This is a genomic window from Rhizobium sp. LjRoot98, from assembly GCF_964252935.1.
Taxonomy (GTDB): Bacteria; Pseudomonadota; Alphaproteobacteria; order Rhizobiales; family Rhizobiaceae; genus Pararhizobium.
This window is the reverse complement of the sequence record NZ_CAXUPW020000005.1, coordinates 288,077-314,113: the sequence shown is the minus strand read 5'-3', so window position 1 is coordinate 314,113 and position 26,037 is coordinate 288,077. Positions and strand designations below refer to the sequence as shown.

The 26,037-nt window shown below is 59.3% G+C and carries 22 protein-coding genes and 5 pseudogenes; 12 read left to right on the top strand and 15 right to left on the bottom strand.

Translation table 11 applies throughout. From position 1 onward, the window contains the following. Positions 1 to 47: 47 nt before the first annotated feature. From ACSQ3J_RS18415 to ACSQ3J_RS18405, 3 genes are all read right to left on the bottom strand, one after another. Positions 48 to 1,556 carry an ABC transporter substrate-binding protein gene (locus tag ACSQ3J_RS18415; RefSeq protein ID WP_436039775.1) on the bottom strand — a complete coding sequence of 503 codons (1,509 nt, stop codon included), beginning with the start codon at positions 1,554 to 1,556 and terminating at the stop codon, positions 48 to 50. Between the two features lie 143 nt (positions 1,557 to 1,699). Then, on the bottom strand, positions 1,700 to 2,659 hold the full coding sequence (locus tag ACSQ3J_RS18410; RefSeq protein WP_436039773.1) for a dihydrodipicolinate synthase family protein: 960 nt from the start codon (positions 2,657 to 2,659) through the stop codon (positions 1,700 to 1,702). Between the two features lie 75 nt (positions 2,660 to 2,734). Further along, positions 2,735 to 3,466 carry a FadR/GntR family transcriptional regulator gene (locus ACSQ3J_RS18405; protein ID WP_060504161.1) on the bottom strand — a complete coding sequence of 244 codons (732 nt, stop codon included), beginning with the start codon at positions 3,464 to 3,466 and terminating at the stop codon, positions 2,735 to 2,737. 104 nt (positions 3,467 to 3,570) lie between these two features. Between ACSQ3J_RS18405 and ACSQ3J_RS18400 the strand changes: the two genes are divergently transcribed. From ACSQ3J_RS18400 to ACSQ3J_RS18380, 5 genes are all read left to right on the top strand, one after another. Beyond that, positions 3,571 to 4,272, top strand: a complete 702-nt coding sequence (locus tag ACSQ3J_RS18400; RefSeq protein ID WP_436039901.1) for a GntR family transcriptional regulator — start codon at positions 3,571 to 3,573, stop codon at positions 4,270 to 4,272. A 213-nt stretch (positions 4,273 to 4,485) separates the two neighbouring features. Continuing rightward, positions 4,486 to 6,216 carry an L-arabinonate dehydratase gene (gene araD, locus ACSQ3J_RS18395; RefSeq protein WP_060504101.1) on the top strand — a complete coding sequence of 577 codons (1,731 nt, stop codon included), beginning with the start codon at positions 4,486 to 4,488 and terminating at the stop codon, positions 6,214 to 6,216. A gap of 39 nt (positions 6,217 to 6,255) precedes the next feature. Then, entirely contained in the window at positions 6,256 to 6,981 is a 726-nt protein-coding gene (locus tag ACSQ3J_RS18390) for a ribonuclease activity regulator RraA (protein WP_060504102.1), read from the top strand. Positions 6,982 to 7,021: 40 nt separating this feature from the next. Next, positions 7,022 to 7,945, top strand: a complete 924-nt coding sequence (locus ACSQ3J_RS18385; protein WP_436039771.1) for a 2-hydroxyacid dehydrogenase — start codon at positions 7,022 to 7,024, stop codon at positions 7,943 to 7,945. 63 nt (positions 7,946 to 8,008) lie between these two features. Next, positions 8,009 to 9,439 carry an aldehyde dehydrogenase family protein gene (locus ACSQ3J_RS18380; RefSeq protein ID WP_436039770.1) on the top strand — a complete coding sequence of 477 codons (1,431 nt, stop codon included), beginning with the start codon at positions 8,009 to 8,011 and terminating at the stop codon, positions 9,437 to 9,439. Positions 9,440 to 9,594: 155 nt separating this feature from the next. Here ACSQ3J_RS18380 and ACSQ3J_RS18375 read toward each other — a convergent pair whose 3' ends face one another. Genes ACSQ3J_RS18375 through ACSQ3J_RS18355 form a run of 5 tightly spaced genes read right to left on the bottom strand, consistent with a single transcriptional unit; the run spans position 9,595 to position 14,926 of the window. Then, positions 9,595 to 11,157, bottom strand: coding sequence for a sulfatase family protein (locus ACSQ3J_RS18375; protein ID WP_060504103.1), 1,563 nt, complete (start codon positions 11,155 to 11,157; stop codon positions 9,595 to 9,597). 59 nt (positions 11,158 to 11,216) lie between these two features. Then, the gene (locus tag ACSQ3J_RS18370; protein ID WP_436039899.1) at positions 11,217 to 12,197 is read right to left on the bottom strand and encodes an aliphatic sulfonate ABC transporter substrate-binding protein; all 981 of its coding nucleotides are present in this window, start codon (positions 12,195 to 12,197) and stop codon (positions 11,217 to 11,219) included. A 7-nt stretch (positions 12,198 to 12,204) separates the two neighbouring features. Next, a complete protein-coding gene (locus tag ACSQ3J_RS18365; protein WP_060504104.1) occupies positions 12,205 to 13,020 on the bottom strand; it encodes an ABC transporter ATP-binding protein in 816 nt (271 codons plus the stop codon). Beyond that, positions 13,020 to 13,814 carry an ABC transporter permease gene (locus ACSQ3J_RS18360; protein ID WP_082512105.1) on the bottom strand — a complete coding sequence of 265 codons (795 nt, stop codon included), beginning with the start codon at positions 13,812 to 13,814 and terminating at the stop codon, positions 13,020 to 13,022. The genes ACSQ3J_RS18365 and ACSQ3J_RS18360 overlap by 1 nt, the downstream gene beginning before the upstream one ends. Continuing rightward, on the bottom strand, positions 13,811 to 14,926 hold the full coding sequence (locus ACSQ3J_RS18355) for an ROK family transcriptional regulator (protein WP_060504105.1): 1,116 nt from the start codon (positions 14,924 to 14,926) through the stop codon (positions 13,811 to 13,813). Before ACSQ3J_RS18355 ends, ACSQ3J_RS18360 begins: the two co-directional genes overlap by 4 nt. A gap of 52 nt (positions 14,927 to 14,978) precedes the next feature. Between ACSQ3J_RS18355 and ACSQ3J_RS18350 the strand changes: the two are divergent. After that, a pseudogene (locus ACSQ3J_RS18350) lies at positions 14,979 to 15,313 on the top strand (ATP-binding protein); the annotation flags it as partial. Here the strand turns inward: ACSQ3J_RS18350 and ACSQ3J_RS18345 are convergent. Then, positions 15,312 to 15,530: pseudogene (locus ACSQ3J_RS18345) on the bottom strand (SDR family NAD(P)-dependent oxidoreductase); the annotation flags it as partial. The pseudogenes ACSQ3J_RS18350 and ACSQ3J_RS18345 sit on opposite strands and share 2 nt — an antisense overlap. Positions 15,531 to 15,606: 76 nt before the next feature. On the opposite strand from ACSQ3J_RS18345, the pseudogene repC reads away from it, so the two are divergent. Next, positions 15,607 to 15,855 (top strand): annotated as a pseudogene (gene repC, locus ACSQ3J_RS18340) (replication initiation protein RepC); the annotation flags it as partial. A gap of 353 nt (positions 15,856 to 16,208) precedes the next feature. Here repC and ACSQ3J_RS18335 read toward each other — a convergent pair. The 3 genes and pseudogenes from ACSQ3J_RS18335 to ACSQ3J_RS18325 all read right to left on the bottom strand — a co-directional run. Next, positions 16,209 to 16,638: pseudogene (locus ACSQ3J_RS18335) on the bottom strand (integrase); the annotation flags it as partial. 104 nt (positions 16,639 to 16,742) lie between these two features. Then, positions 16,743 to 17,120, bottom strand: a complete 378-nt coding sequence (locus tag ACSQ3J_RS18330) for a type II toxin-antitoxin system VapC family toxin (protein WP_060504108.1) — start codon at positions 17,118 to 17,120, stop codon at positions 16,743 to 16,745. Then, complete coding sequence (locus ACSQ3J_RS18325; RefSeq protein WP_060504109.1) at positions 17,117 to 17,410, bottom strand: type II toxin-antitoxin system Phd/YefM family antitoxin; 294 nt, start codon at positions 17,408 to 17,410, stop codon at positions 17,117 to 17,119. The genes ACSQ3J_RS18330 and ACSQ3J_RS18325 overlap by 4 nt, the downstream gene beginning before the upstream one ends. 179 nt (positions 17,411 to 17,589) lie before the next feature. On the opposite strand from ACSQ3J_RS18325, the pseudogene ACSQ3J_RS18320 reads away from it, so the two are divergent. From ACSQ3J_RS18320 to ACSQ3J_RS18300, 5 genes and pseudogenes are all read left to right on the top strand, one after another. Further along, a pseudogene (locus ACSQ3J_RS18320) lies at positions 17,590 to 18,740 on the top strand (RHE_PE00001 family protein). A gap of 189 nt (positions 18,741 to 18,929) precedes the next feature. Further along, complete coding sequence (locus ACSQ3J_RS18315; protein ID WP_244482079.1) at positions 18,930 to 20,084, top strand: Fic family protein; 1,155 nt, start codon at positions 18,930 to 18,932, stop codon at positions 20,082 to 20,084. Positions 20,085 to 20,223: 139 nt separating this feature from the next. After that, positions 20,224 to 20,913, top strand: a complete 690-nt coding sequence (locus ACSQ3J_RS18310; RefSeq protein ID WP_436039766.1) for a hypothetical protein — start codon at positions 20,224 to 20,226, stop codon at positions 20,911 to 20,913. A gap of 278 nt (positions 20,914 to 21,191) precedes the next feature. Then, positions 21,192 to 22,058: a caspase family protein gene (locus ACSQ3J_RS18305; protein WP_348270803.1), complete on the top strand. Its 867-nt coding sequence runs from the start codon at positions 21,192 to 21,194 to the stop codon at positions 22,056 to 22,058. Positions 22,059 to 22,147: 89 nt separating this feature from the next. Then, a complete protein-coding gene (locus ACSQ3J_RS18300; protein ID WP_436039765.1) occupies positions 22,148 to 23,389 on the top strand; it encodes a hypothetical protein in 1,242 nt (413 codons plus the stop codon). 193 nt (positions 23,390 to 23,582) lie between these two features. Here the strand turns inward: ACSQ3J_RS18300 and ACSQ3J_RS18295 are convergent, their stop codons facing one another. Genes ACSQ3J_RS18295 through ACSQ3J_RS18285 form a run of 3 tightly spaced genes read right to left on the bottom strand, consistent with a single transcriptional unit; the run spans position 23,583 to position 26,031 of the window. Next, positions 23,583 to 24,344 carry an SDR family NAD(P)-dependent oxidoreductase gene (locus ACSQ3J_RS18295; protein ID WP_037103217.1) on the bottom strand — a complete coding sequence of 254 codons (762 nt, stop codon included), beginning with the start codon at positions 24,342 to 24,344 and terminating at the stop codon, positions 23,583 to 23,585. Continuing rightward, on the bottom strand, positions 24,341 to 25,171 hold the full coding sequence (locus ACSQ3J_RS18290) for an ABC transporter permease (RefSeq protein WP_436039764.1): 831 nt from the start codon (positions 25,169 to 25,171) through the stop codon (positions 24,341 to 24,343). The genes ACSQ3J_RS18295 and ACSQ3J_RS18290 overlap by 4 nt, the downstream gene beginning before the upstream one ends. Then, positions 25,171 to 26,031, bottom strand: a complete 861-nt coding sequence (locus ACSQ3J_RS18285; RefSeq protein ID WP_060504166.1) for an ABC transporter permease — start codon at positions 26,029 to 26,031, stop codon at positions 25,171 to 25,173. The genes ACSQ3J_RS18290 and ACSQ3J_RS18285 overlap by 1 nt, the downstream gene beginning before the upstream one ends. Between the last annotated feature and the right edge of the window lie 6 nt (positions 26,032 to 26,037).

Sequence of the window (26,037 nt, the reverse complement as noted above, 5' to 3'; positions counted from 1 at the left end):
TGAAAAAAGAAAAGGCACGGCGGATCGACCGCCGTGCCTAGGCAAGGTTAGTCCTTGAGCTTGATCTGAGACAGTGCGATTTCGCTGTTTGTCTTCAGGTCCGGCTTCCAGTCGAGACGGTTTCCGACCCGGACATAGCCGATCATGTGGTACATCGGGACATCAGCAACGATCTCGTCGTGGACCTTGAGGAAGGCTTCCTGAAAGAGTTTTTCGCGCTCGCCGCCGGTGGCCGCCATCGCTTTTTTCAGGACCACGTCGAGTGCCGGATCGGCGATCGTTGAATACTGCCCATCGCTCAGGAACATCACCGGAGCAGTAAAGCCAGCGTCGCCGGTATTGTTGTCATGCTGCTGCTGGAAGAGGGTCGGCCCGCGGCCCTGGGGGAAGGGTTTGTCGAGGTAGCGAACCCAGTCTGCAGCCTCAAGCTGTCGCAGCGAAACCTTCAGGCCGATCTCCTGCCACATCGCCATCATCGCTTCGAGGGATTCAGCGGAATTCGGGAAGAAACCATTGCGGCCGATGATGACAATTTCGGTATCAACCGGGACGCCGTCCTCTTTGGCCTCTTCGATGAGCTTCTTTGCCTGATCAGGGTCGTAAGGCCATGGCTTGATGTCCGGGTTATGGCCCAACACGCCCGGAACGACCATCTGCGAGGCACGCAGCACGTCCTTACCGAACAGTGCTTCACCCATGCCATCCCAGTCGATGGCGAGATTGAGGGCCTTGCGCACGCGCACGTCGTTGAGCGGCGGAATTTCCGCGTCGATGCGCATGCGGGTGGTTTCGGAATTCAGATAGGCAAAATCGGTCGAGGTATTGGTGGCGTCCTGCACGGCAAGCGACGGTGTCATATCCGCTTCGCCCGATTCAACCATTGCAGCGCGGATGGCTGATTCACCGCGCCAGACATAGGTTGCCTTGGCCACTTCCGGCTTTGCGCCCCAGTAGCTATCGCTGCGGGCAAGAACGATCTGCTCGTTGGTGGCGCTTTCCAGCGTGTAGGGCCCGGTGCCGACTGGCGCATTGGTTTCGCCATCGAACGGCATGTTGGGGGAGACGATTTGAACAGTGCCGAGCAATGTCGGCATGATCGGAAGCGGCGTGTCGGTGGCAATTTCAAGCGTCGTCGCGTCAATCGCCTTCGGTGTCAGTTTGACGTCGCCGAACTTCGAGCGGCTGTCGCATGTCAATTTCGGATTCATGAGCCGGTTGATTGACTTGGCAGCGGCCTCGGCGTTGAAGTCAGCGCCGTCCTGGAACTTGACGCCTGATTTTAGATGAATGCGCCAGGTGAGCTCGTTGACCTGTTCCCAGCTTTCGGCAAGCCATGGCGCGACCGTGCCCTTCTCTGGTTCGATATTGGTCAGCGTCTCGGTAATGTTGGAATTGATCACGCGCCCGATATCGGAGCGGATCGACCGACAGGGCTCAAGATTGGCGGGCTGCTCCGGCAGCACGATCTTGACTTCTCCTTCGGCCGCATGGGCGGCGCCGGCAAACAGGATCGACATCAGTGCAGCCGATACACCCCGGGAATACTTGGTGGTCATTGTCATTCTCCTCCTGGTCAAAGACCGTGATGCGATGGTGCACGGGCCGCCGCATCGGTATGCGCGGCCCGGATACAGTGCCTCCACACTGTCAAAACACACTAGAGCACTAATGTATTAGTCTAGGTGCGACGAGCTGTCAACTATTGGCCGGCCATCCGTTTCTTAAGGGTCGAAACCCGGGAAATGGCTTGATTTTCGGCGACTTTCAAAGCGTCAACCGCAGCCTGGACCGGTTCCAATTTTTCCACAGGAAGGTTTGAAACCATTGGCATAAGCGGGCCGGTATCTGCAATTCCGGAAAGCCGCAGGCCGTCATGCAAAACTTGCAGGCCACCGAGATCGAGGCGAATCTTTTCGAACTCCAGGAAAGCCCGGCTCAATTCGAGAGCCTCGGCTGCTCGGCCGGTCTTGTAGAGTGTCAGCAGTTCGGATGCAGCCACCGGTGCAATGCAGACGGCGCCAGATGTGTAAGTCGTCAGCTTGCGCAGTCCAAGATGGTCATGAATTGGGGTTTCCCCCATGCCGCTCGCCAGATGGTCCGTCCCGATCGCAGATAGGACAGCATCAAGATAGGGATCCTTGGAGGCGTCGGATTTCTCGACGGCGTACTTGACGAAGCTTACGGCTTTTTCTGCGACCAGCTTTGCCAGTTCGTCGGGATCTGCGTAGTGTTCCCGCTTCAGATAGAGGATAAGGCCGGTGCCGAATGCGTCGGCAAGTTTACGTACGCCGTTGGCGACACCTGCCGGGTCGGCTGGGAAGTTTGTCGGCAGGACCATGACATTCTTGAAGCCGAGATCGCGTGCAATGGGAGCCTGCGCCATCGCCTTGCCGAAGTCGGGGCCGATGGAGGTGATGAGGTGTGTCGTCGGTGCGGCCGCTGCCTTGATGCTTCGCATCGCAGACCGATAATCTTCAAGGCTGAAATGATAGAGATTGGCATTACCGCCATAGAGCAGGATATCCACTCCACCGCCTTCGATATGCTTGATGATGGCCTCGTTGGCGCCCGCATTCACCGAGTAATCAGTGTTTAGCGCAATGGGAGGCACGGCGACTACAGACGAGGCGTAGTCGGCTTGCGTCAGTGCTTGTTGCATAGTTGACCCTCCTAAAGTCAACTATCCTTACTGAATTAAAGAAAAGTTGTAAACATAAATTACATATTTTGGCATTTAAGGATCCAGATCACCATTTGTCATCCGTCGACGGGCCTGAAGAATATGGCTTTCCATTGCGACGCGAGCCCAAATGGGGTCCTTGTTGCGGATGGCATCGACAATGTCTGCATGCTCTCCGATCACCTTTCGCGCGCGTGCCGGAGATCCTGACCGTGTTAACGACAACGAGACGTTCATGAAGCTGCTCAACGACACGTCCGGACCTTCGAGAGCCATGCTGAAAAACTCGTTTCCAGTTGCTTCCGCGATCGACAGGTGGAAACGGCGGTCGCTTTCCGGCAGCAAGAGGCCGCGGGCGACTTGGCTGGTGAATTGCTCGTGCGCTTCGACGATGTCGCCCAGCGCCTTATCTGTGCGTCGTTCGGCTGCGAGTGCTGCTGCATTGCCTTCGACGCAAAGCCGAAGCTCCTGGTAGCGTAGAAAGCGGGAAATATCTGTCAGGTCGGCAAGATCAGGCAGGTTTCGGGACGGTGTGCTGAGGACGTAGGTGCCGCTTCCTCGACGCGCTTCGACGAGACCATCCAATCGCAGTCGCGCCAGGGCGTCGCGAATAACCGGACGAGACACGCCGAAACGGTCGCAGAGATCGCTCTCGGATGGCAGCTTGCTACCCGGTGGAAACGTACCTTTCAAAATATCCTGCAAAACATGACCGTAGACCTGATCCGCATAGCTGGACGGCCTTATTTCCGGTATGTTTGCAATAGGAGCGGTGTCTTCCGTCAAGAGTGCGGTACCTTCTGCGAAAAATGCCACTAGGGGCGAAGCGCTTCACACTAAAGCATTAATGCATTAAGACAGTCAAAGACGATTTGAAAAGGAAGATGTCTTTGACCTCCGATTTGCCCTTTGCCAAGCATCGTAGTGGCCTGGATCGCACGCGCCAGATTGCTCCGCAGATCGTCGAATATCTTCGCGAGAAAATTCTAGAACTTGAGCTTGCGCCCGGCACTGCTCTGTCCCGCCTTGAATTGCAAAAGCAGTTCGGTCTGAGCCAGACCCCTGTTCGCGATGCATTGATGCGTTTGGAAGAGGAGGGGCTTGTCACGGTCTATCCTCAATATGCCACGTTGGTATCGAAGATCGATATCAACCTGGCGAGGCAGTCGCATTTCATGCGGCGTGCCGTCGAGCAGGAGATCGTCCATGAACTTGCATCCAGGCCGGATCGTCGATTTATCAGTCGCCTGACCGCTGCAAACGAAAAGCTCAAGGCTCTCGTCTCTTCCAACGAATACGGGGATTTCCTGCGCCGCGACCGTGACTTCCACCATATTCTCTATGAAGAAGCAGGACTGGAAGATATCTGGCCGGTGGTTCGGCGTCACAGCGGTCACATCGATCGGCTTCGCCGGCTCAACTTGCCTAATGTCGGCAAGGCGCGCGTTGTCGATAATCACGATGCCATCATCGAAGGTATTGCTGCCGGGGTCCCTCAAAGGGCCGAGGAAGCGATGAAAATTCATCTCTCGGGGACGCTGTCGATGGTTGATAGCATCGTCGAGCGCTATCCGGATTTCGTTCAGCTCTGACGGCGGCAGGGTGAATTCTACCACCCGTGTCCGGAAAAACCCCGCCCGATGCTCAGGCCGGGTATCCATCGCCATTCCGTTCTAATTTTCCATATTCTTATAGCAGGTGAAGGGTTTGATCGTCACATAAATGCTAATGCATTAGTGTATTGCCGTTCCCTATTGCCTGTGCTAATCCGGAATTCGAGAAAAAACACGATGTAGGAAACACCGATGTCCAAGACAGTGAGCGCACTGCGCAGCGCACGATGGTTTGCTCCTGACGACCTTCGGTCCTCGGGCCATCGCTCGCGCCTGATGCAGATGGGGTATGATGAGAAAGATTGGGGCAAGAAGCCGATCATCGCCATTCTCAACACGTGGTCCGATCTCAATGCTTGCCATGCGCATTTCAAGCATCGTGTCGAGGATGTGAAGCGCGGGGTATTGCAGGCGGGGGGCTTTCCTGTCGAGCTGCCGGTCCAGTCCCTGTCTGAAAGTGCGCTGAAGCCGACGACGATGCTCTATCGCAACTTCCTGGCGATGGAGGCGGAAGAGCTTTTGCGCGGCCATCCTGTCGATGGCGTCGTGCTGATGGGCGGTTGCGACAAGACTACGCCCGCTCTTGTCATGGGCGCCGTCAGCGCCGGATATCCGATGATTTTCCTGCCTGCGGGGCCGATGTTGCGCGGCAATTACAAGGGCGAATATCTGGGCTCCGGCTCAGATGCCTGGAAATATTGGGATGAACGCCGTGCAGGTACGATCTCCGACGAACAGTGGACCGGCGTCGAGGAGGGTATTGCCCGCTCCTACGGTCATTGCATGACCTTCGGTACGGCCAGCACAATGACGGCGATCGCCGAATCCATGGGGCTGACGTTGCCGGGGGCAAGCTCGATCCCGGCCGCCGACGCCAATCATATCCGTATGTCGACCCGCTGCGGTCGCCGGGCCGTCGAGATGGTGTTCGAGGATTTGACGCCGGACAAGATCATCACCCGTGAATCCGTCGATAACTCCGTCGCTGTTGCCATGGCAACAGGCTGTTCCACCAATGCTGTCGTGCATCTGATTGCCATGGCACGCCGCGCCGGGGTACCATTGACGCTGGACGATCTCGACAAGGCGGGCCGCATCACGCCAGTGATCGCCAACATCCGCCCCTCCGGCAAACAATACCTGATGGAGGATTTCTACTATGCCGGCGGCCTGCGGGCACTGATGAACGAGATGAAGGACAGGCTCAGTCTCGACGTCATGACGGTCAGCGGCTTCACGCTCGGCGAAACGCTGGAGGGCGCAGAGGTCTACAACGACGATGTCATCCGGCCCCTGTCCAACCCGATCTATCACGAGGGGTCGCTGGCGGTCCTGCGCGGCAACCTTGCGCCCGATGGCTGCGTCATCAAGCCATCCGCCTGCGAAGAGCGCCTGCGCGTCCACGAAGGCCCGGCCCTCGTCTTCGATAGCTATCCGGAGATGAAAAAGGCAGTCGAGGACGAAAATCTCGACGTTACCGCCGACCATATCATGGTGCTGCGCAACGCAGGTCCAAAGGGTGGTCCAGGTATGCCGGAATGGGGCATGCTGCCGATCCCCAAGAAGCTGATCAAGCAGGGTGTGCGCGACATGCTGCGAATCTCGGACTCACGCATGAGCGGTACCAGTTACGGCGCCTGCATTCTCCATGTGGCCCCGGAAGCTCACGTCGGCGGACCGCTAGCCTTGGTGCGCACCGGGGACATCATCCGCGTCGACGTGCCGAACCGCTCGATCGACATGTTGGTCGACGAGGAGACGTTGGCAAGGCGCCGCGCGGAATGGGTCGCGCCTGCCGACAAGTTCGAGCGCGGTTACGGCTGGATGTTTTCGAAACACATCCTGCAAGCCAATGACGGCTGCGACTTCGACTTCCTGAAGACGGAATTCGGCAAGTCCGCCGGCGAACCCGACATTTTCTGAGTGCCGATTACGGCCAAGCATTTCTGACTGGAGGAACTTATGACCGATTACATTCTCTCAGACGCGACGCGAACGAAATACGAAGGCGTCAGCACCGCAACACTCTGCACGGCGCTCTTCAAGCGCGGTTTGCGCAACCAGTTCATCCAGGATGTACGGCCGCTCTCGCAAAAACCGAAGAATATGGTCGGCCAGGCCTTCACGCTGCGCTATATCCCCGCCCGCGAGGACCTGAACCAGCTTTCTGTGTTTCAAAACCCGGATCATCCGCAGCGCGCGGCCGTCGAACAATGCCCGCCGGGCTCGGTGCTTGTGATGGACAGCCGCAAGGATGCACGGGCCGCCTCCGCCGGTTCAATCCTTGTTTCGCGCCTGATGGTTCGTGGCGTGGTCGGCGTCGTCACGGATGGTGGTTTTCGCGATAGCCCGGAAATTGCCGAACTCGATATCGCCGCCTATCACAGCCGGCCGTCGGCGCCGACCAACCTGACCCTGCATCAGGCACTCGATATCAACAAACCGATCGGTTGTGGCGATGTCGCCGTCTGGCCGGGCGACGTTGTCGTTGGTGACCGCGAAGGCGTGATCATCGTTCCTTCGGGCATTGCCGACGAGATTGCCGAAGAGGCCGTGGAAATGACGGCGTTCGAGGATTTCGTCACGGAGGAGGTTCTGAAGGGCCGCTCGATCATTGGTCTTTATCCTCCGACAAAAGACCAGACCAAAATCGATTTCGCCGCATGGCGCGAAACAAAGGGGCGGTAAGCGCCGCCCCGAATTTTTCCACCAAGCGATGGGCAGTTTCATGCACAAAGACATCACCATTCTTCAGGCAGCACACCTCCCGGAAAAGACCGAGCGGGAACTGAACGAGACCTTCGATATCCTGCATTTTCCAGAGGACCATGACGAAGGCGCACGTTTACTAGCCGAGCATGGGCCGAATATTCGCGGCATTGCCGTGCGTCATGCTCATATCGACAAGGCGATGCTCGACCTTATGCCGGCGTTGGAGATCATTTCCAGCTACAGCGCAGGGCTGGATGGAATTGACGTCGAAGCCGCGCAGGCCAGCGGCATCGCAGTTCATAACACCTCGAAAATCCTGGCAGAGGATGTGGCCGATCTTGCTGTCGCGCTTGCCATTTCAGTAACGCGCGGCACCGTTCGCGGCCATGATTTCGTGCGGCATGGGAATTGGGAGAATGGCGGTACGTTTCCGCTCGGCCGCTCGCTGCGCTCCTTGAAAACCGGCATTGTCGGCCTTGGTCATATCGGCTCCGCCATAGCAAGGCGCCTGCAGGCCATGGGCGCGACCGTCGCCTATCAGGGGCCACGGAAGAAGCCGTCCGATCTTGCCTATTTCGCCACCGCCGTAGAACTCGCCGAATGGGCCGACCTGCTCATCGTGACCTGCCCGGCCATGCCGGAAACAATCGGCCTGATTGATCAGCAGGTTTTGGACGCGCTCGGCCCGGATGGATTTCTCGTCAACATTTCCCGCGGCACCATCGTCGACGAGGCGGCGCTGATTGCGACATTGGCGCGCAATGGCATTGCCGGCGCTGGCCTTGACGTCTTCGAGAAAGAACCGCACGTGCCGGAGCCATTGAGGAACGATCCCCGCATCGTGCTTTCGCCGCATATGGGAAGCGGCACGCGTGAAACGCGGCAACAGATGGGCGACCGGCTGGTCGAGGCGCTGCGCGAACATTTCGCCGATCGGTGATTTTGCGGACTTGTATTTCAAGCCGGCCTGCGTCGAAACCGATGCTTTTTGAAGGAAACCAACATGTTCAACAATCTCATCGCCGGTGAATGGGTCGTGGGTGCAGATGCCATTGAGAATATCAATCCCTCGAATACGAATGAGGTGATTGGTCTTTACGCGCGGGCGAGCCTCAAAGACGCCAAGACCGCGATCGCCGCTGCCAAGGCCGCGTTTCCGGCCTGGTCGCGCTCGGGCATCCTTGAGCGTCACGCGATCCTGAAGAAGACGGCCGACGAAATCCTCGCCCGCAAGGAAGAGCTGGGCAATCTGCTTGCCCGCGAAGAAGGCAAGACGCTTCCGGAAGCCATCGGAGAGACGATCCGCTCGGCACAGATCTTCGATTTCTTTGCTGGCGAGGCTTTGCGTCTCGCGGGTGAGACGCTGCCGTCGGTCCGTCCGAACATCGGTGTCGAGATTACCCGCGAGCCGATCGGCGTCATCGGCATCATCACGCCGTGGAACTTCCCGATCGCCATTCCCGCCTGGAAGATCGCGCCGGCGCTCTGCTACGGCAACACCATCGTCTTCAAGCCGGCCGAACTGGTGCCGGGCTGCTCCTGGGCGATTGTCGATATTCTTCATCGCGCCGGTCTGCCGAAGGGCGTGCTCAACCTGGTCATGGGCAAGGGTTCTGTCGTTGGTCAGGCGATGCTCGACAGCCCGGATCTCGCCGGTATCACCTTTACCGGCTCGACCGGAACCGGCAAGCGGGTGGCTGCCGCCTCCATCGAGCATAACCGCAAGTTCCAGCTGGAAATGGGCGGCAAGAACCCGATGGTCGTGCTTGACGATGCCGATCTGACTGTTGCCGTCGAGGCTGCGGCCAATTCCGGCTTCTTCTCGACCGGCCAGCGTTGCACCGCCTCCTCACGCCTGATCGTCACTGAAGGCATTCATGACAAGTTCGTCGCCGCACTGACCGAAAAGCTGAAGACGCTGGTGGTCGACGATGCGCTGAAGGCTGGCACCCATATCGGCCCTGTTGTCGATGAGCGTCAGCTTGCCACTGATACCGACTATATCGCCATCGGCAAAAAGGAAGGCGCCAAGCTCGCCTTCGGCGGCGAGACGATCGAACGGGAAAATCCGGGCTTCTATCTGCAGCCGACGCTGTTTACCGAAGCCACCAACCAGATGCGCATCAGCCGCGAGGAAATCTTCGGCCCTGTCGCCTCGGTCATCCGCGTCAAGGATTACGAGGAAGCCTTGTCGGTCGCCAACGACACGCCGTTTGGCCTATCGGCTGGCATCGCCACGACGAGCCTCAAGCATGCCACCCATTTCAAGCGCAATTCGGAAGCCGGAATGGTGATGGTCAACCTGCCGACCGCCGGTGTCGATTTCCACGTGCCGTTCGGCGGCCGCAAGGCTTCCTCCTTCGGCTCGCGCGAGCAAGGCAAGTATGCAGCCGAGTTCTTCACGGTGATGAAAACGGCCTACACGCTGGCGTAAAATCGCTGATATCGGTCTCCCACTCTTTGATGGGTCCTCCCTCACGTTGGCGAGCCGATCCACCAGCGTCCCGGATTCTCCAGTGTAACCTGCAACAATCCAACGCCACCATATCGCAGCCAGTCCTCTGGGGAAGTTCATGACGAGCCTTCAGCTTAGTCTTCGACGTCCGGTTTTCGCAAGGTTGCGAGAACGGCGGCGGTGTCATGTTCGGGGATGTCGCCGATCGCGCTCATCTTGGCATCGAGCTTGGCAAGCATCGCGGCAAAGATGTCGGCGAGCGCGGGATCGTTGGCCCGGTTGTGCAGCTCGAACGGGTCCGTTTCGCAATCGAAAAGTTCCCATTCAGGCGGCTCGTCGCCGGCATAGGCCCCCAGCTGACCAAGCGGATCATTGTACCAGTAGATTAACTTGTAGCGGCCGTCGCGCACGCCGTAATGGGCGAAGGCGTTGTGGAATTCGTCCTTGTGCATCCAGTAGCGATGATAGGCAACGCGCTGCGGATCGGGAGCGACGGTCTGTTCCAACGTCGAACGCATGCTTTCGCCCTGCATGTAGCTTGGCGTCGCCAGCCCCGCATAGTCGAGGAATGTCGGTGCGAAATCGACGTTGGTCGCGATCACCTTCGAGGTCGATCCTGGCTGGATCCCGGCCGGATAGCGGATCAGAAACGGCATCTGCAACGATTCCTCGTACATGAACCGCTTGTCGAACCATCCGTGCTCGCCCAGGAAGAACCCCTGGTCGGACGTATAGATGACGATGGTGTTCTCGCTCAGACCCTCAGCATCGAGATAGTCCAGAAGCCGCCCGACATTCTCGTCCACGGCGGCTATCGTCTGCAGATAACGCATCATGTAGCGCTGATATTTGAACAGATCCAGCGCGGCCGCGTCGGTGAAGACATAGGCCTCGCCAGTGTTCGTGTCGATCAGCCTGAGTTCCTGGCCTTCGGTGATGCCCGGAACCTTGCGCTGCGACCAGCCGGGCAGAAGAAGGTCACCGACTTCCTCGCCGCCCTCCGGCTGCACAAGCCCCAGGTCCTTGTAGGTCATGTCCGAACGGATGCGCATCTTGGCGGCGGCCGCAGCTGCGGCGCGGTTCGAATAATCGTCGCCGAACGTCTCGGGGACGGGCAGCTTGCCGTCGGCATAGAGATGGCGATGGCGCGGATGCGGCTCGAAGCTGCGATGGGGGGCCTTATGGTGGCACATCAGGAAGAACGGCCGGTCGGCGTCGCGCCGCGCCAGGAAAGCCAGGCATTTGTCGGTGATGATATCGGTGGCATAGCCCTGTTGCGCGTGCGGACCGGTACGGTCGATCATGACCGGATCGAAATACTCTCCCTGACCCGGCAGGACGGACCATTCGTCGAAACCGGTGGGCTCATGGGCCTTGCCTTCCCCCAGATGCCACTTGCCGAAAATCGCGGTCTGGTATCCGCTGGCGCTCAGGTGTTTGGCGACGTTCGGCAGACGGTTGTCGATATGCGTGTCGAGCGTCGTGACCAGATTGACGTGGTTGTAGGTGCCCGTCAGGATCGCCGCCCGGCTCGGCGTGCAGATCGAATTGGTCACGTAGCAGCTGTCGAGGCGCATGCCTTCATGTGCAATACGGTCGAGATTGGGCGTGCTGTTCAGACCGGCGCCATAAGCGGAAATCGCCCTGGCGGCATGGTCGTCCGACATGATGAAAAGGATATTGGGTTTCTGGGTCATTCGAGGCTCGCTAAAATGTGCCCGACGCAACGCCAAGCGTCGCGTCGGGCAACTGGAAACTAGTTACCGGCGTAAAGGTCCGCCAGATAGTAGTCCTTGGGATCGAGAGGGTTCTGGAGCTTGCCGAACGAGACGAACTGCTCGTTGAGGCCTTGCAGCCATTTGAACACGGTGCCGTCCTTGGTCGCGGTTATGAACTCGGCCGACGTCAGGAACTGGCCGTTTTGGCTTTCCGTAACCAACGGCTCGGCGGGAACACCGAGGAACTTGGCCGTGATCTCGACCGAACGCGGCACGTCCGCAGCGCGGAAGTCGTTGGCTTCCTTGGTCACGGCGATGAATTTCTTCACCAGCTCGGGGTCCTTTTCGGCCACCTCGTTGCGCGCTACAAAGGCGGAGGGGAAGGAGTTGGCGGGGTAGAAGTCCGCGCTCTTGGCGACCTCCATGAGATCCGGAACCGTCTTCTTGATGATGCCGACCAGCGGATACCAGATGCCGGCGGCATCGATCTGCTTGGAGGCGAAGGCCGATACGACGGTCGGCGGATCCATCTTGATCACTTCGACGTCGGACAGCTGCATGCCGGCCTTGGCCAGCGCCAGCCGTAGCAGCATGTCGCCGGACGTGCCCTCGGGAACGCCGATCTTCTTGCCCTTCAGGTCTGCCATCGAGTTGAAGCCTGCCTGGGCGATGACCCGGTCGGACAGGCCGAGCGCGTTCATCGCGACGATCTTGGCCTTGCCGGTCGCCGGCAGCCAGAGGGCGCCCGGACCGACATATCCGAAATCGAGGCTGCCGGCGCCCAGCGCCTGGATCTGGATGGGGCCGTTGGTAAAGACCTTGAGTTCCGGTTCGAGGCCATGCTTGGCCCAAAGGCCCTGATCGCTAGCGATCGCCGTCAGGCTGGTACCGAAATAATCGGCGATATAGCCGATCCGCACGGGGGTGGCCTGGGCGAAGGCGCCGCGCGTCGTCAGCGACAGCGCCGGGACAGCGAGCGCGCCGGCCGCCGCGGTGGTCAGAAAATGACGTCTGGTCAGTGTCATGTCAGAGTTCCTCCTCTTGGATGCTTGGTTCGATCTGGGGCTTTTGGTGGTAGACGGCATGCCAGACCCGGTTGCGGATATCCGCGAACGCCTGCGACAGGCGAATTTCCTCGGTGCGCGGATAGGGCAGGTCGACAGGGATGATGTCATGAAGGCGGCCGGGACGCGCCGCCATGACGATGACGCGATTGGCGAGATACACAGCCTCGTCGACGTCATGGGTGATGAAAACCACGGTACGCCGCTCGCGGGTCCAGGTATCCAGCAGCTGGTCCTGCATGTTGACGCGGGTCAGCGCATCCAGGGCGCCGAAGGGTTCGTCCATGAGCAGGATCGAAGGGTTGACCGCATAGGCGCGCGCGATGGCGCATCGCTGCTTCATGCCGCCCGACAGGGTTTTGGGCAGCGCGTCGGCAAAGTCGGTCAAGCCGACCAGACCGATGAAGTGATCCGACACGCGCCTGCGCTCGGCCGCCGGCATGCCCTTGATGCGAAGGCCGAACTCGACGTTCTGGCGCACGGTCAGCCAGGGAAAGAGGGCATATTGCTGGAAGATGACACCGCGCTCCGGTCCCGGACCGTCAACGCCCTTGCCATCGACAAGCACGCGGCCGTCGGAGACTGCGGTGAGGCCTGCCGCGATGTTCATCGCCGTCGACTTGCCGCAACCGGAGGGGCCGACCACCGTGACGAACTCGCCATCGGCAATGTCCAGCGACAGGCGGTCCAGCGCGAGAAAGGCACTGTTGCCCTCTCCGAAGCGCCGGCTGACATTTTGAAACGAGATTTTCGGGTCGGCGATCGCGGAAAGTGTCATCAGACGCGCTCCTGCCATTGGGTGAGCCGGCGCTCCGCTGCCTGTACCATGCGGTCCATGAGAAGCCCGAGAATGCCGATCGTGATCAGGCTGACGAAGATCGTCGGCAGGTCGTAATAGAGTTGCGCCTGCTGCATGCGGAAGCCGAGGCCCGACTGCGCCGCAATCAACTCCGCGGCGACCACGGTCGCCCAGGCCGAGCCAAGACCGATGCGCACACCGACCAGAATGAACGGTGTGGACGCAGGGATGATGACCCGCGGGAAGATGACACGATCCTTCGCGCCCAAAACGCGGGCGGCGTTGATCAGCGTGCGATCGACGCTGATCACGCCCTGATAGGTGGCGACGACGCAGGACAGGAAGGACGCGAGAAAAATGACGAAGACCTTCGGCGCTTCATCGATGCCCATCGTGACAATCGCCAGCGGAATGACCGCCAGCGGCGGGATCATCCGGAAGAACTGGATGTAGGGCTCGATCAGGGCGCGCGCCACGCGGTACCAGCCCATCAGGAAGCCGACGGGAATAGCCAGGGCGACGCCGAGCATGAACCCCGTCAGAACGCGGCGCAGGCTGGACACGATATCGATCAGCAGCTGACCACTCGCGATCAGCTCGATCCCGCGTTGAAACACCTCCACCGGCCCCGGCAGCACGACCAGCTGTGCTGCGGTGATCGCCCACCAGACGGCGACGCCGAATGCAAAGGCAATAAGGTTGAGGAGGATCGGGGGCCAGTCTGCAAGCGATCGGCTCCGTGCGGGTTGGTCGCCAGCGGACACTGCGTTCATTGCCTCACTCCAGAATAGAAAAAATGATCCAGGGCCACGACCGCGCCGCCGATCGCGCCGGCAGGCGGGCCAAACCCCGAACGTTCGATCCGCAGGACATCGCGCATATGGGGCATGACCCGGGGCGGCAGATTTTTGAGCAGATGATCGAACAGGCTGTCCGGGGCTTCACCCAGATGGCCGCCGAGAATGATCAGGTCGGGCGTGAGAAGATTGATGGCGATGGCCAAGGAATCGGTCAGCCGGTCGAGCGTCGGCGCCCATGCATCCGTTGCCTCCAGGCACTGCATGAGATTGCCCGGAGCCTGTCCTTCGAGACCGACCGCGCGCATCAATACGCTTTCGTTGACATAGCTTTCCAGGCAGCCGTGGTTGCCGCAGCTGCAGAGCGGGCCGTCGCGCGAAATCTGGATATGGCCCAGTTCGACTGCGCCATGGCCCCCCGGCCGGAACGGCATGCCGTCGACCACCAGTCCGGCACCCAGCCCGGTTCGCAAGTACACATACAGCACCGCCGGAACGTCACGGCCGATGCCATATCTGACTTCGGCGAGCGCCATGGAGCTGACATTGTGCTCGAGTACGACGGGAAGGCCGGTTTTCGCCTCGAACATGTTGGCCAGTGGCAAGTTGCGCCATCCGGTGTTGATCGAGGCAAGGATGGAGCGCTGGTCGGCATTCACTGGACCCGGCACGGCAACGCCGACGCCCAGCAGGGAAGGGTCGCCCGCCTCGCGCATCAGCCCGGACAGCATCTCGGCCGCACGCGACACGACATCGCCGGGCTCCGTCTCTCTGAGCGAAAAATCAAAGGACGCAGTCGCCTTGGCGCGGGCCTTGAGATCGGTGATCACAATCTGCACCAGCCCGGCGCCAAGATGGAGCCCGGCGACATGGAAGGCATCGGGGATGAGCTGGATGGCCTGTCCAGGCCGGCCGACGCCGGTGGTTTCGGCAGTGTCGCATTCCGCCACCACGCCGTCGCGCAACAATTGGGCGGTGACGTGGGTGAGGGTGGTGGGCGACAGTTTGCTGGACCGCGCCAAGGCCGCCCGGGACTGCGGACCGCGATCCCGGAGAATGCAAAGTACCTGCCCGTGATGGATACCCATAGCCCACCTCCCATTTAATTTCTAAAGTTTAGAAATTAATCTACGCTCCTGTCAACACGTCAATGTTCGATACGAGAAAGGTGCAATGATCCTGACCTCCAACCGCGGTTTTGCAGAATTGGCGATGTCTTCGGCGACGCTGTCGTTGCAACACCGCTGCTGGACAGGCTGCTGCATCATGCTGTCGTCATCCAAATCGAGGGCTCAAGTTACCGTCTGCGCCAGCATGCGATGTTAATGCCGGAACATGTCCGGTCCAAAGCTCTGATAACGCCTCCCTCTTACGCTCCACCACCACGGCCACGGGGCAGGCCTCCGAAAAAATGGCCAGTCCTCCTCGTCCGACGCGGCATGATTGGGGAATTTTACCTCCGCAGCCCCTTGTAGCTACGGTCCGCACCTTGCCGACTGTCTCTGCGTAATCGCCGATGATATCGCCGCTGACCGACAAGGAGGAGCTATCGAGGAAATCTGTGCGGAAATAGCCCGGCTCGATGACCGTGACGTGAATGCCAAGCGGTGCCAGTTCGTCATGCAGAGCTTCGCTCAGGCCCCCGACGGCAAACTTAGTCGAGGAATAGACACCGAACCCCGCGGCGCCACGTTGCTGGTAGCAGCTTTCCGGAATTGAGAAAGGTCGTCGGATCGAGAGAGTGACGATGTATGGACAAAATGGGGCCATCAGCAGTTGGCGCGAGTTGAAGTCGGCCGCGATTACGGTTCGATCGATGCTCGGTGTCAGCCCGTCTGCATATCAGGATGCCTGCTACGCAATGGGGCCTGAAATGGCCGCCGCGGCGACGGCCTGCATTCTGGAAGGGGGAGGCCACATCAGTTCGGCCGGAGGGTATTTGCGGGATCTGACACGGCGAGCCAGGAAGGGCGAGTTTTCGCTTGGGCCGATGCTGATGGCGCTCGAGCGAATGGCGGAGCTGAGCAGAAGACGGGATGAAGGACGCCGCGGGGGAGGGCGTGAGAGTGCACGCGGTCAAGCGTCAATAATTCGCCGATCTTCCGCTGCAGTTTCCCTCAACCCTGGGTGAGCCGAGCGTTGTGATCGGAAGACGAAATGTGCAGCCACGCCAGCGTGCGATCCAAGCGTATGAGACATACGCATAGAGCGAGCGTTCTCTAAGCTTTCCGGATTGTTACATCGATGGACCTCAGCGCTGCAATGAGGTCGGGATGTCGAATAAGATTTACTGCGGGTGTTGCTTCAAGCTTGATTGAGACGGCGCGGTCATAAACGGCGACGCATTCAGCCGATGTCAGTCTCGACGAATAGAGGACGCCAGGTGGCCAGACGCCGGCGTACTGTATCGGGCGCGTGTGGTCCGTAGTGCGGAGAAACCCTTGGTCACGCAGGCTCTCCTCGACCGCGGCCGGCATGCCGTGGTCTGGATCAGCGTCCCGCTGTAGTGGCTGCCACAGGTGATGCGCGACGAATTTCAGGAGCAGCGCTTCAGCGCCGGCCAGGGGAGAGAGTTTTTCGTCGTGGCGAGCGACCATGCCTGTAGGTAAGCAAGGTCAGAAGTCAGAGCGCGCAGCGTGTTTTCGCCCATGCCCTCGTTGACCAGGTGACGCAGCGTTTCGACATCCTGGTCGGTCAGCAACTCTGCCAGCTCGTCGCCGCGTTCAATCGGCAGCACGGCAGCGATGGTGTCCAGCGCTTCGGTGCGGTTTTCGATCGAACGTGACGACGATCTGTTCATTTTGGAAGCTCGTCCTTGTCCTAAATTACATCGAGGGTCGAAATCTGATTATTATTTGCAGATCTTCTTCGGCCGTTTCAACCAATCACCAACGTTGTCGCCCTTCACCAGACCCTTTCGTGCAGGATCGCGTCAAACGCCAGATCGGTCGAGACGAAGGTGCAATGCTCCAGCCGCACCTGGGCGGCAAGAATGCGGTCCCACGGATCTCTGTGATCCCAATCGAACGCCGCTGCGAGCTCGGCATGCAGATCGGAGATGGCAAGCGTCTGCAAGCCGCTGGCTGCAACGGCCGCTCGCAGTTCCTGTGGCTTGAGGTCGAGCTTGTTGAGGCGCATCTTGTTGTCCAGCTCATAGAACGACACTGCGCTGACCAGGACAACGTTGGCCTTATCCTCGGTCAGCGTTCGCGCCCTTGAGGAGAGGCGATTGCTTCCGATGGTCCACCAGTAGATGGCATGGCTGTCGAGCAGGATCTTCATTGCGTACGGCCGCCGTCATCAGGTTTGCCTTGCCAAACGCCGGTATCGTCATTCCAATCGCCGGCGTCGATCGCGGCCTGTTCTGCATCGGCTGTGTCGAATAGATCGTCTGGTAGACCCCGCTGCCGTAAGAGACCGAAAGGTCGTTTACCGCCGTCCGCGGCGGGACCAATACGGGCGTAAATTTCGTTGCCGCGCATGATGACGATTTCCTCGCCCTGGTTGGCGCGCTCAAGCACCTCGGCGAAATTCTTGCGCGCTTCGCTGATCTTATAGCTGGTCTGGGGCATCGTGCGCTCCGATGTTTTGCTCTCATGGCCATTTACTATCACTGCCCCGGCGCGTGTACAAGCCTCCTGTACAGATTACTTACGATAAGAGGTACTTATCGATGGTTATAACCTCCGCTCCGAATAATACCACGTGAGGAATCACAACATCACTATAGATTTTTAACAAATCATTTACTATGATTTCAGTGACTTACGATCTCGCGAAAATCAGTATGATAGCCCTGATGCGGCCGGCTTTCGACGCCGGCATAGCGCTCACCCGGCTCGACGAGCGCATTTCTCGCTCGCCCGTCGGCGGCGGCTGGATCGAACGATCCCATTTCAGCGACGCCTGCGCCTCGCTGTGGATCGACGGCGAGCTTGTCCACCTCGAAGACCTCGTCCTGCACGATGCCAGCCATGATATCCGCACCCCGACCCACGAACTCACCATTGCCCGCGACGTCTTGCGCACCCGCCGGCGCATCGCCGGGCAGCCGCCCGGCTGGGCGCTCAGCCCGGACGGTCTCCGCAGCCTGCGTCGCCACAACGTCGTCGCCGGGCAGGCGTGGCCTGCACCATCAGTGGGTGAGGACGGCGGCGTTGGGCGTGAAAGCGTCTCGGTGCATGCCGATGCGGCGGGAGACGGGGAGGGGGAATACGACGACGCCAGCGTCTTCGACGCCGAGCTGGCCGCCATCGATGCGGTGTTGGCGCGCTCGGAAGCGGTACTGAAAAACGCTGCCGATCCGACAAGTCGGTCGCAGGATCGCGATCCACTCGTCTACGATCCCGACTGGGACGAGGACGCGCGGCTGGAGAGTGGCGCGCCGTGCTGCGACAGACGGATCATCTGCCGGCGGTGTTTCGGGCCATCGTCGCACTCGATGCCTAGAACGAGATTTTGGTCCTGCAGCATGCGCCTTGGCTCGGCCGGTTGTTTGCCGCCTCGATCCTGCGAGAAGCCAGCATCACATCAGGTACCCATCTCGCCGCCATCAACCTCGGCCTCAAAACCATCCCCGTCGATCAGCGCCGGCATCGCGACCGAGAGACGCGGTTGCTTGCCATTGCCCATGGGATGTTGGCAGCTGCCGACATCGGTATGAAGGAGCATGACCGGCTGACGCTGGCGAAAACGATGTTCGAGCGAAAACTCGAGGGGCGTCGGACGTCTTCAAAATTGCCGGAACTGGTCGAGCTCGTCATGGCGAAACCGCTGGTGTCGGCAGGAATGGTGGCGAAAACACTTGAGGTGACGCCGCAGGCGGCGCGGCGGATCGTTTTGGAACTTGGCCTCAGAGAGATGACGGGGAGGGGGAGGTTTCGGGCGTGGGGTGTATTGTGACAAGCCGATAGCGACCTTATATCGTTCGCCGGAATCTCGCTGGCCTCATAGTCGGTCAATGTTCTCTGGTTTGTCATAGACCGGCAAAAATACCGGCAATATGATTGCTTGAGATGCAACCTATCGCTATGTTCTCAAAGAGAAATCAAACGGCATTAAAAGCGGCAAAATATGGTCACCTTGGCGAGCATGGAACCACTGCTTCCCGACAGCAACAAAGAGTTGGAAGACGTCGCCATCGAACTTACCTCGGCGGCCAATCGGTTCGCGGCACGACTGCACCCGATTATGCGGGCGTCGGTCGGAGACCTCGTGCGTTCGATGAACTGTTATTACTCGAATCTCATCGAGGGACACAACACGCTTCCTATCGACATCGACCGCGCAATGGCAGGGGAGTATGCGCAAGAACCAGAAAAACGGAACCTTCAGCTTGAGGCGCGTGCCCATATTGAAGTGCAACAGCTGATCGATAGCAGCGAAATGCCTTTTCCTGTTCTGTCGCTCGACGGCATCTGCTGGATACACGGAGAATTCTGCCGGCGGCTACCCGATGAGCTGCTCACCGTCCGCAATCCAGACACGGGCGAAGAAATAAAAATGGTTCCCGGGCAGCTGAGAACACGGCATGTGAAGGTCGGCGAACACATTGCGCCGGAGCCTGACATGATCAGGCCGCTAATCGGGAGGTTTGTCGAGGCCTATTCATTCAAGATGCTTTCCAAGTTGCAGAAGATCATCGGGGTTGGCGCATCTCATCACCGCCTCGCGTGGATCCACCCATTCTTTGACGGCAATGGGCGTGTCTCACGGCTATTTTCTCATGCGCTTCTTCGAGATCTCGGGATCGGTTCAGAACTGTGGTCTGTGTCACGAGGGCTTGCCAGAAATGTCTCCGACTACAAGCGGTTGCTTGCCCAAGCTGATCAGCCCCGCCGCGGAGATCTTGATGGACGGGGCAACCTAACTCAAGCTGGCCTGGCCGAATTCACCTCCTTCTTTCTGACCTGCTGTCTGGACCAAGTCACTTTCATGGAAACTATTCTCAAGCCAGAGGAGCTGTTGAATCGAGTCGAAGTTTGGTGCGCCGAAGAAGTTCAAATGCAGCGGCTTTCAAAAGGCAGTTGGCCGCTGTTGCGTGAAGCTATTCTTGCAGGTGAATTCGCGCGCTCGCAGGTACAATCTCTGACAGGATATCAAGAACGGCAAGCCCGCACCGTCCTATCCGGTCTGCTGGACCGCGGTGTACTCACTTCGCCCAGCTCAAAGGGAAAAGTCCGTCTCGGTTTCCCGGTGGAAATAATCGAGCGATGGCTTCCGCGTCTCTACCCGGCCGTTCAATAGTCGGGCGCTCGCCGAGGCGAAGGTCGATCAGCTCGAGGCCGAAGAAAAATTCTGGGCCGCGGCGGCCCGGTACGCTTCGGGACAGCCCAATCCAGCTTGGCTGCCAACGGTCACGACCGATGCAGAATTCTACGAGCGATTGAGAAAAGAAGCGGAAGCCGGCGCTGCTATCCAAGGCCTTGGGATACTAGACAAGGTCAAGGCCGCCGCCAAGAAGCTCAAGGGCGGCGCGTCAAATCTAGTCAATGGTCCGATAGCCCGGGCGGGATGCGAAAAGATCACGCCAGGCCTTGCGATATTAATCGGCGACGTGTTCCGATATCTGCGCGAGGCGGATCCGCGCCAAAAAATACGTGAGGTCGTCTCGAACGACATCATTGCGGCCGCAAAAGATCTCAAGCAGGGCGAACCGCTTGTGCTGATTGGTCATAGCATGGGAGGCATCATTCTTTACGACCTTCTGTCTGATCCAGAGGCAGTCGCAGAGATGTCGGGGGCCATTGGGCGCGATCTCAAGGTCGATCTCTTCCTATCCGTCGGTTCAAAAATCGCCCTGTTTGAAGAGATGAAACTGTACAAGGCAAGCTCTGCCGACTACTCCGCTGCGGGCAAGCGTGTTCCGCCGCCCGCGGTCGTGCAAGCGTGGTGGAACGCTTTTGATAAGATGGATGTGCTGTCGTTCGTCACCGAAACCGTGTTCGATGGCCCGAAGGATTTCTCGGTCGATACGGTCGCTGGCGTGCGGGATGCCCATGGCGCGTATTTCCTCAGCGCCATGTTCTACACGCGTCTCAACGTTCGGCTTAAAGAAGCTGGGTTGCTCAATTGACAACAGTTTATTTGCGGCCACCTGCCGATCACCCGCAGACCCACGTCTTCATTATAGGATGTGGGCGGTTTCCAAGCCTTCGCCCCGATGGCTCAGCAAATGCCGTCGCCACCACCGCCGGCGCGAGGGCGCTTGCGCGCATTCTAATCGACCAAGCAGACGCATTGGTAGCGCCACTGGGTTCGGTCGAAGTTCTGCTGTCCGATGCTACCGCTCAGCCTGGGCAAGATTTGCTGGGCATAGGCCTCCTGCAACATGATCCGCGGCCTGACGATCTAGTGTCGCCAGCAACCGAAGCCAATTACAGGACCGCCGGTGACTTATGGGTAGGCCGTTGCAGGCCCGGTGACCATATGTTCTTTTATATGGCCTCGCATGGCGTGGCCAACAGCGATGCGACTGCGGTTGGCGTGCTGGAGGATGTCAAAAGCGCCGCGCACCGTCCCTGGAGCCAATCCATCAATGTCACCCAGCTTGCGACAGCACTGCCAATCCTCGGGGCGGATGGCTGCTGGGTGTTCCTTGATGCTTGCCAAGAGGTCGTTCCCGAGATCCTGGAACAGGTCAATGGTGTGCAAAGCCAGCCTCTCATTACGTATAGCGTAACTGACTTGGCCAGGCGGCGGACAAGCTCTGTTGCATTGGCAGGTTCGCGCTTGGGAGGAACCGCGTGGGCGCCGACCGATGGCAATCCTCCGTTCTTCACGCAAGCACTGATCGAGGCGTTGCGTGGGGCTGGTGTGGAATTCTTTGCTGGTGAGGGCTGGATGGTGACCGGCTTGCAGATCCTGTTCAATCTGGATCACATCGCAAATGCAGCGCTGAACAATGCGGGTTTGCAGACAGAGTTCCTCACGCAATTCAATCGGAGAGTTAAGCTCCTCCGCGTCGCTGCACCGATGATCCCGGTGGTGGTCAGGACAGCCACGGAAAATCATATGTCCGTTGCCGTTTCTGTTACCGCTTCCGACGGCAACGGCCGGACGTACACGAAGGTTGGTAATGACCTTGCCTGGAGATTTCGCGTGGAGCCCGATCAGGCTGTCTTTACGGCGCAGGCGCAGTTTGCGGGTCCTCACCCTGTTTACCAGCCCGCTTCATTTATCGCCGCGCCGCCGGCGCAGATCGTGGAGCTGACCGAATGACCCAAGGCGAAACACATGTTGTTCGGCTAATCGGATCAAGTCCCGTTCCTTATCGGTTTCAAATCGTGGGTCCACCGGACCGGGGTGTGTTGGCCGAGATCCTCAGCGACGCAAATGGGGAGGCGGAAGCGAGACTCGAGACGGGACGCTATGTTTGTTACGCCGAAAACCTCTCACGCGGCACAGCGGAGACAGCACAATTCGCGATCCTTGACGGCGATCCCAATGACCTGAGCGTCCGTGTTGGAAATGGGAGGCGAGGCGAGGGGCTGCTCTTGCAGAACCTTCGGCCCAGCCGAGCGACTGCCTACCAAGCGCTTGGCTCCTTGAGTGGCGTAACGACAGATGATCCGGACCTTATTCCAGTCATCTCGCCCCGGTTCAACAACCTTCGCCTCCAGCTACCAATCTCCGCAACCCTAAACGATGCATTGGTCGGCACCCCGAAAAAAAGATTCTCGGTTGGTTTGTCTGTCGACACGACGCCTGGGAAACGTGGGGGATGGCGGGCTCTGAGAAGGAAACCTGATGTCCGTGTTCATTCGGATCCACAGAAACTGACATTGGAATTCAATCAGTCTATCGCTCCTGTTGGGGAAAAGGTCCGTATCAGCCTCAGCGTTGAAACCGAACGGGTCTGGCAGATTTATCTACCATTCTTCAGTAGCGGTCTGCGGGCGACGATTTGGTCCGCAGTAGCGGACTTTGGTCCAGAATTGACTCTGCAGGTGAGTGCTGTGGATCCCAGCCTCTCTCTCGTTCTCGCAAGCACCCTCGGATCCTACCCCAGTGGGATGGAGACCGTCTCGGGCTTCCGAGGTCGGGAAACGATGTTCCAGCCGCAGAAAGATCCTTGGGCAGCGATCGCTGTGGGCCTTTCTGCAGTTCGCGCCGGGGAACGCCTCGACGACGCCTTCGCCACACCTTGGCTGTGGTCGGCATTCGACAACGTTTCCGATGCGTATGTCCTTTGGGCCTGGGCAATCGCTGCGAAGGCCGAAAAGCCATCGTCGCAGATCGATGAGCGCTGCCTTCAAGCGCTCAAGAAAGCTAGAAAGCTTGGCCGCCCATACTTTTCGGCAACCGGCGAAATAATCGGCGAAACGCTGAATGCACTCGCACTTTCTTCAACGAGCGCGGACGTTCGATCTCAAGCGAAATCCGAGGCCAGGATCTGGTCAAACCGTGACCGGGCAAAGATCAGGAACGGACCTTTCTATTCATGGGAGCGTTCTGCTGATAATCTGCGGAGTGGTATACTGCCAAGTGAAACCTATAGTGTTGTAGTATCGGGACATGTGACAACCAACCGGATCGATGTCGCTTCGTGAATGTTCGGTACGGTATCACCAGCGGCCGACACCCTTCAATTTTGAGAAGATCGGCCGCGAAGCAAGCTCCGACATGAAAATCTTTATTTCCAACGCCTTATTAATTTTTCAAGGGGGTCGACAATTCTAATCCCTTCAAGGCGGTCAACAACAAGTGGCAGCAGACGAATTAGAAAGCGGTGGGCCGGAATTCTCAGACGACAGATTCGCCACCATCCACCACGAGGATCTGGCCGGTCATGTAGGATGAGCGGCTGGAAACTAGGAATAGGATCGATTCGGCGATCTCGCCGACATCGGCCCATCGGCCCATCGGCACCTTTTCCCGCACATAAGCCTCGATCGCTGCGCGCCCCCCCATCTGGGCGATGAAGGGGCTGTTGAAGGGGGTATCGACCCAGCCGGGGCAGAGCGCGTTGACCCGGATGCCGAACCTTGCGTAATCGCCGGCCATCTGCCTGGTCATGGCGATGACGGCATGTTTGGTGGTCGTGTAGGCGATCATCTCGCGGTCGTAGAGCACACCGGAAGAGGACGAGGTGTTGAGGATGACGCCGGCGCTTTGCGCCTTCATCGCCGGCATGACGAAGCGGGCGGCCATGAAATGGGCACGCACATTCAGGCTCCAGGAGCGATCGAAGCCTTCGATCTCCACCTGTTCGAGATCGCCCGCCACCTGAGCGCCGGCATGATTGTGCAGGATATCGATGCGGCCATGACGGGCAAGTACCGAAGCGATTCCAGTTTCAAGCGAGACATCGTCGGTGACGTCGAGGACGAGGCTTTCGGCGCTGCCGCCGGCATTTCGGATCAGCGCGACGGTTTCGGCTGCACCTTCGGCGCTACGATCGGCGACGGCGACATGAGCCCCCTCGCGCGCCATGATCGCAGCACCCGCCTGGCCGATGCCGGAGCCGGCGCCGGTTACGATAGCCACCCGGTCTTTCAGGATCATCGTCTACTCCCGGCTTGCACTTTTCGTGTCTTGTCCCGCATCAGCACGCGGGCAATCAGGATCATCAGCAAAGAGGCGATCAGAACCATGGTGGCGATCGCGTTGATCTCCGGTGTTACGCCGCGCCTGATCGAGGCAAAGACGTAGATCGGCAGCGTCGTCTTCGAGCCGGCAACGAAGAAGGCGACGATGAAATCGTCAAAGGAAAAGGTGAAGGCGAGCAGGAAGCCTGCCAGCACCGATGGCAGGATCTGCGGCAGGACGATCTGGCAGAAGGTGGTGAATGGCGTGGCATAGAGATCGCTGGAGGCCTCGACGATATCGCGGCCGAGGCTGGCAATGCGGGCCTTGACGATCATCGTCACCAGGGCCAGGGAAAACAGGCCGTGGGCTGCAATGATCGAGCCGTAGCCAAGGCCAAGCTGCGGTGGTTTTTCGCCCGGCCAGATCAAGGCGAGCGCGGGATTGAGGAAGGAGAACACTTCGACCAGCGCCACAAGCGTGGCGATGCCGATGACCACGCCGGGCACAACGATGGCGGCGGCAAACAGGCCGTCGAAGATGGCACGGCCGCGGCTGCTGAGCCGCTGCATGCCGAGCGCTGCCATCGTGCCGAAAACCGCCGCAAGCACGGCGCTGGTGAAGGCGATCATCAGACTGTTCTGCAGCGCGGTGATCAGGAACGTGTTGCCCAGCGCCTTGCCGTACCACATGGTCGAGAAGCCGGTGAACTCGCTGGCATTGCGGCCGGCGTTAAAGGAGAACATCACGACCAGCGCAATCGGCGCATAGAGGAACAGATAGACGAAGGTGATCAGCGCGCGCATCAGACGAGATCCACCTGTCTTGAGCCGGAGACTTTCCATGCGATCCGCATGGCGACGCTGAGCACGATCACCACCACGACCACCAGCGTGACCGCAATGGCCGAACCGAACGGCCAGTTGCGCGATTGCAGGAAGAGATCGACCAGCGCATTGCCTATGAAGAACACCTTGCCGCCGCCGAGCAGCTGCGGGATCAGGTATTCGCCGAGCAGTAAGATAGTCACCAGCGCCACGCCGGTCATGACGCCGGGAAGTGACAGGGGCAGAGTGATGCCAAGGAAGGTCGAAACGGGTTTTGCTCCGAGATCGGCCGAAGCTTCGAGCAGGCGGCGGTCAAGTTTTTCCAGGCTGACATAGATCGGCATGATCATCAGCGGCAGGTAGCCATAGACGATACCGAGCAGCACGGCGCCGGGCGTGTTGAGCAGCCTGATATCCTCGATGCCGATCATGCCGAGCAGATTGGGAATACCGCGCGAACCCAGAATGTACATCCACGCATAGGTGCGCACGAGCAGGCTCGTCCAGAACGGCACGACCACCAGCGAAACCAGCACCAACCGGTATTTCGGATTGGACTTGATCGCCAGATAATAGGCGGCGGGATAGGCTACGATCAGGCAGAGGAAGGCGCCGATAGGCGCGATCATCATGGTGTTCCAGAAGGCCGCCGCGCGGGAGGGTAGATTGGCGAACTGTGCGAACGTGAAGGCCGCCTGATATCCGCCTTCCGGCGCGCGCTCACCGAAGGCGAAGACGACCACGGCCATGAAGGGCAGGACGAGGAACACGCACAGCCAGAGCCCGGCCGGCGCTATAAGTGCGGCCGTAACCAGCTGTCTCTTTCTGTCGGTTGTCATGGGCTT

What these genes read in the sequence shown, in the direction of transcription:
- ACSQ3J_RS18415 (WP_436039775.1), bottom strand. Translation starts at nt 1,556, where the DNA reads ATGACCACCAAGTATTCCCGGGGTGTATCGGCTGCACTGATGTCGATC.
- ACSQ3J_RS18410 (WP_436039773.1), bottom strand. Translation starts at nt 2,659, where the DNA reads ATGCAACAAGCACTGACGCAAGCCGACTACGCCTCGTCTGTAGTCGCC.
- araD (WP_060504101.1), top strand. Translation starts at nt 4,486, where the DNA reads ATGTCCAAGACAGTGAGCGCACTGCGCAGCGCACGATGGTTTGCTCCT.
- ACSQ3J_RS18390 (WP_060504102.1), top strand. Translation starts at nt 6,256, where the DNA reads ATGACCGATTACATTCTCTCAGACGCGACGCGAACGAAATACGAAGGC.
- ACSQ3J_RS18385 (WP_436039771.1), top strand. Translation starts at nt 7,022, where the DNA reads ATGCACAAAGACATCACCATTCTTCAGGCAGCACACCTCCCGGAAAAG.
- ACSQ3J_RS18380 (WP_436039770.1), top strand. Translation starts at nt 8,009, where the DNA reads ATGTTCAACAATCTCATCGCCGGTGAATGGGTCGTGGGTGCAGATGCC.
- ACSQ3J_RS18375 (WP_060504103.1), bottom strand. Translation starts at nt 11,157, where the DNA reads ATGACCCAGAAACCCAATATCCTTTTCATCATGTCGGACGACCATGCC.
- ACSQ3J_RS18365 (WP_060504104.1), bottom strand. Translation starts at nt 13,020, where the DNA reads ATGACACTTTCCGCGATCGCCGACCCGAAAATCTCGTTTCAAAATGTC.
- ACSQ3J_RS18360 (WP_082512105.1), bottom strand. Translation starts at nt 13,814, where the DNA reads ATGAACGCAGTGTCCGCTGGCGACCAACCCGCACGGAGCCGATCGCTT.
- ACSQ3J_RS18355 (WP_060504105.1), bottom strand. Translation starts at nt 14,926, where the DNA reads ATGGGTATCCATCACGGGCAGGTACTTTGCATTCTCCGGGATCGCGGT.
- ACSQ3J_RS18330 (WP_060504108.1), bottom strand. Translation starts at nt 17,120, where the DNA reads ATGAAGATCCTGCTCGACAGCCATGCCATCTACTGGTGGACCATCGGA.
- ACSQ3J_RS18325 (WP_060504109.1), bottom strand. Translation starts at nt 17,410, where the DNA reads ATGCCCCAGACCAGCTATAAGATCAGCGAAGCGCGCAAGAATTTCGCC.
- ACSQ3J_RS18315 (WP_244482079.1), top strand. Translation starts at nt 18,930, where the DNA reads ATGGAACCACTGCTTCCCGACAGCAACAAAGAGTTGGAAGACGTCGCC.
- ACSQ3J_RS18295 (WP_037103217.1), bottom strand. Translation starts at nt 24,344, where the DNA reads ATGATCCTGAAAGACCGGGTGGCTATCGTAACCGGCGCCGGCTCCGGC.
- ACSQ3J_RS18290 (WP_436039764.1), bottom strand. Translation starts at nt 25,171, where the DNA reads ATGCGCGCGCTGATCACCTTCGTCTATCTGTTCCTCTATGCGCCGATT.
- ACSQ3J_RS18285 (WP_060504166.1), bottom strand. Translation starts at nt 26,031, where the DNA reads ATGACAACCGACAGAAAGAGACAGCTGGTTACGGCCGCACTTATAGCG.